Origin of the sequence: Actinophytocola sp. (assembly GCF_045807065.1) — a bacterium.
Taxonomy (GTDB): Bacteria; Actinomycetota; Actinomycetes; order Mycobacteriales; family Pseudonocardiaceae; genus Actinophytocola.
Window position 1 is genome coordinate 1 of record NZ_JBJMIE010000516.1, and the last position, 3,620, is coordinate 3,620.

Sequence of the window (3,620 nt, forward strand, 5' to 3'; positions counted from 1 at the left end):
CACGCAGTGCGCCGAGCCGACCGACGTGTACGACAACCCGGCGTCGGAGTTCGTGGGTGGGTTCCTGGGCAGCCCGCCGATGAACTTCCTGTCCGGCACGGTGTCCGAGAACGGGCGCGGGCTCGCGCTCACGCTGGGGGACCAGTGGGTGCCGGTGCCGGCGGAGCTGTCCGACTACCGCGACCGCAGGCTGGACCTCGGTGTGCGGGCCGAGTCGCTCCAGGTGGTCGGTGCGGACGCGCCCGAAGCGTTGACGTGCACGGTCGAGGTGTACGAGCCGCTGGGCTCCTCGGTGCTGCTCACCACAGTCCTGAGTGGACAACGGGTGAAGGTGACCGCGCCACCGGGTTTCCGCGCCGCGCCGGGTGACGAGCTGCGCGTGGCGCCCACCCGGACCCGCTGGTACGACCCGGAGACACAACTGCTGCTGGAGGTCCGGTGAGGACGAGCCTGGGACCCGTGCAGCTGGCGGCGAGCGCGGCGTGGACGTTGTCCGGCAACGACATCGGCACGATGATCACGGCCGCGCCCCGGCTGTACCCGCACATGTGGAGCTGGGACACCGCGTTCATCTCCATCGGCCTCGCGCACCTCTCGGCCGAGCGGGCCGCGCAGGAGCTGCGCACGCTGCTGTCCGCGCAGTGGCGCAACGGGATGATCCCGCACATCGTGTTCTCCGAGGGCGCCGGGTACTTCCCCGGGCCCGAGCGATGGGGTGCCGCGGAGCTGAACCCGGACGCGCCGAACGCACCGCGCACGTCCGGCATCTGCCAGCCGCCCGTGCACGCGATCGCCCTGCGGCGCATCGTCGACATCGCCCGCTCGCAGGGTGAGCGGGCGACGGCGTACGAGCTGTTGAAGTTCGCGTGGCCGCGGCTGTACCGGTGGCACGAGTGGCTGGTGCGCCACCGGGACCCGCTTGGCACGGGCATGCTCGCCATCGTGCACGGCTGGGAGTCCGGGATGGACAACTCGCCCCGGTGGGACCTGCCGTACGCCGAGGTGTTCCCCGGTCCCGACCTGCCGCCATACGTCCGGCTCGACCGCGGCCTCGTGGCGCACGCCGACGCCGAACGCCCGAGCGACACCGAGTACGACCGCTACCTGTGGCTGGTCGAGGAGATGCGCAAGGTCCGCTACGAACCGGACGCGGTGGTGCGCACGTCGAGCTTCCTGGTCGGCGACGTGTTCGTGACAGCCCTGTTCGCGCTGGCGAGCGAGGTGCTGGCCACGCTCGGCGAGGAGAGCGAGCAGCCGCCGTGGCAGATCCGGCAGCTGCGCGGCTGGGCACGGCGGTCGCGGGCAGCGGTGGCGGCGTCGCAGGACCCGGAGACCGGTCTCGCCCGCGACCGCGACCTGCGTGGCGACCGGTGGCTGAGCACGTCGACCATCGCCGGGTTCGCGCCGCTGCTGTGCGGCGGGCTGCCGGTGGACGCCCAGAAGGCGCAACTGGCCACGCTGTGCGGCCCGGACTGGGCGGGGCACCCGGCCCTGTTCGCGGCGATCCCGCCGTCGGTGTCCCCGAACGATCCCGGCTTCCGGCCCCGCGAGTACTGGCGGGGGCCGGTGTGGCCGGTCATCGCGTGGTTGTTCGGGTGGGCGTTCGAGCAGCACGGCTGGCTCGCGGAGTCGACGCACCTGCGCGCGGAGTGCCTGCGCCTGGCCGCGGACGGCTCGTTCGCCGAGTACTACCACCCGCTGACCGGTGAGCCACTGGGGTCGCGGCAGCAGTCCTGGACCGCCACCGTGGTGCTGGACTGGCTGCACACCGCCTGAGCCACCGTGGATGGACCCCTTCGAGGCGCGAGCGGCGCCCCGAAGGGGGCTATCCCCGCCGGCGGGACATCCGTGCGGCGGCCGCACCGGAGGCGATGACCAGGATGAGGATCGTCAGGCCCCAGCGGCGTTTCTCCTTCGTCGCCTCGTGGGTCGGCGCCTCCGCCATCGTCGGCGTCTCCTCGATGTGGACGTGCCGTTTCGTGGGCGCGGGCGGCGGCGGCGCCGGGGGCGGCGGAGGTGGCGGGGGTGGGGGTGGTGGCGCCGCCGGCTCGATCGTGGCGGCGGCCGGCGGGACCTGCTGTTGCTGAGGCGATGGTGCCGGCGGCCGTGGCGGCGCCTGGGGTTGGGGTGGCGGGTGTTGTGGACTCGGGGGAGGCGGAGGTGGGGGCGCCTGGGTCGGCGGCGCCGTCGTCGTCGTGACCGGCGGCGGTGTCGGGGGGTGGGAGGACTGCGGTATCACGCAGATCGTGACGTTGACCACGACCGCGACGATCATCCCGATGAGGCAGTTCATCGCAGTCTGTCCAGCGCGGACTCGAAAGCCGTGGGGCTCACGTCCGCCCCGCCGCCGTAGGGGTTCTGCAGCTGCTGCGTGGCGAACAGCAGCAGGGCCATTGCCGCCCCGAGGATCCCCACGATGAAGATGTGCGTCCCGGGTTTGGGGCCGCCGAACAGGATCGGCAGTGCCACCGCGAGCACCGCCCCGGCCAGCAGGGCGAACCACACCACCGAGTTCACGCCCCCGCTCGACGCCGCGTTCAGCCGTTCCTGCCTGGCCTGGTAGACCTGCCACAGCTGGTCGGCGGCGTCGCTCTTCTGGCCGTTGCTCCAGTCGTCGCTCGCCGGGGCGGCGTCCACCTCGGCACGCAGCTTCGCCAGCGTGTTCCAGCCGGTGTCGTCGACGTCCTCGCCCTCGCGCATGCGTGGCCATTCCTCGTCGATCACCTCGCGGGCGTAGGCGCGTGCCTGCGTAGCCACGTCGGATGCGTGCAGCGCCTTCGCCGCCCAGACCGCGGCGACGAGGCTGTCGGCCTCCTTGTAGGAGCCGCCGTCCGCGTCGCTCACGCCGTCGAACAACGAGATCAGCACGAACGCCAGCAACACGGCCTGCAACCCGCCGACGAGCGTGAACACCTGGCCCGCCGCCTCGTTGTTGTCGACCTCGCCCTCGCGCGTGCCGACCCGGCGCGCCAGGAACGCCAGGCCGCCCGCGAGCAGCGCGGCGCCGATGACCCACAGCAGGCCCGTGACATAGATGCTCATGACCAGTCTCGCTTCGTCGCCTCGTCGAGCAGTGCCTCCACGATCTGGCTCTCCGGCACCGTCCGTACCACTTCGCCTCGCACGAAGATCTGCCCCTTGCCGTTTCCCGAGGACACCCCGAGGTCCGCCTCGCGTGCCTCACCCGGTCCGTTCACCACACAGCCCATCACCGCGACCCGCAGCGGCGTCTCGAAGCCGTCGAACGCCGCGGTCACCTGCTCCGCCAGCCGGTACACGTCCACCTGCGCCCGGCCGCACGACGGGCACGACACGATCTCCAGCCGCCGCGGCCGCAGTCCGAGTGACTCCAGTATGGACAGTCCAACCTTGATCTCCTCGACCGGCGGCGCGGACAGCGAGACCCGGATCGTGTCGCCGATCCCGTCCGCGAGCAGCACGCCGAACGCCACCGCGGACTTGATCGTGCCCTGGAACCGCGGCCCCGCCTCGGTCACGCCGAGGTGCAGCGGGTAGTCGCACCGCTCCGCCAGCTGCCGGTACGCCGCGATCACCACCACCGGGTCGTGGTGCTTGACCGAGATCTTGATGTCGCGGAAGTCGTGCTCCTCGAACAGCGA

The 3,620-nt window shown here is 72.1% G+C and carries 5 protein-coding genes; 2 read left to right on the forward strand and 3 right to left on the reverse strand.

Annotated elements, in window-relative coordinates:
• Together ACJ73U_RS30435 and ACJ73U_RS30440 are read left to right on the forward strand one after the other, a co-directional pair.
• Nucleotides 1–442, forward strand: a 442-nt coding sequence (locus ACJ73U_RS30435) for a TOBE domain-containing protein (RefSeq protein WP_407781168.1), incomplete at its 5' end; no start/stop codon positions are given.
• Nucleotides 439–1,776, forward strand: coding sequence for an MGH1-like glycoside hydrolase domain-containing protein (locus ACJ73U_RS30440; protein ID WP_407781169.1), 1,338 nt, complete (start codon nt 439–441; stop codon nt 1,774–1,776). The genes ACJ73U_RS30435 and ACJ73U_RS30440, both read left to right, overlap by 4 nt.
• A gap of 49 nt (nt 1,777–1,825) precedes the next feature.
• Here the strand turns inward: ACJ73U_RS30440 and ACJ73U_RS30445 are convergent, their stop codons facing one another.
• The 3 genes from ACJ73U_RS30445 to ACJ73U_RS30455 all read right to left on the reverse strand — a co-directional run.
• Nucleotides 1,826–2,293 carry a hypothetical protein gene (locus tag ACJ73U_RS30445; protein ID WP_407781170.1) on the reverse strand — a complete coding sequence of 156 codons (468 nt, stop codon included), beginning with the start codon at nt 2,291–2,293 and terminating at the stop codon, nt 1,826–1,828.
• Nucleotides 2,290–3,042 (reverse strand): hypothetical protein, encoded by a 753-nt coding sequence (locus tag ACJ73U_RS30450; RefSeq protein WP_407781171.1) that lies wholly within the window; start codon nt 3,040–3,042, stop codon nt 2,290–2,292. Before ACJ73U_RS30450 ends, ACJ73U_RS30445 begins: the two co-directional genes overlap by 4 nt.
• Nucleotides 3,039–3,620 (reverse strand): flavodoxin-dependent (E)-4-hydroxy-3-methylbut-2-enyl-diphosphate synthase (locus tag ACJ73U_RS30455; protein WP_407781172.1); only part of this gene is annotated, 582 nt, incomplete at its 5' end. The genes ACJ73U_RS30455 and ACJ73U_RS30450, both read right to left, overlap by 4 nt.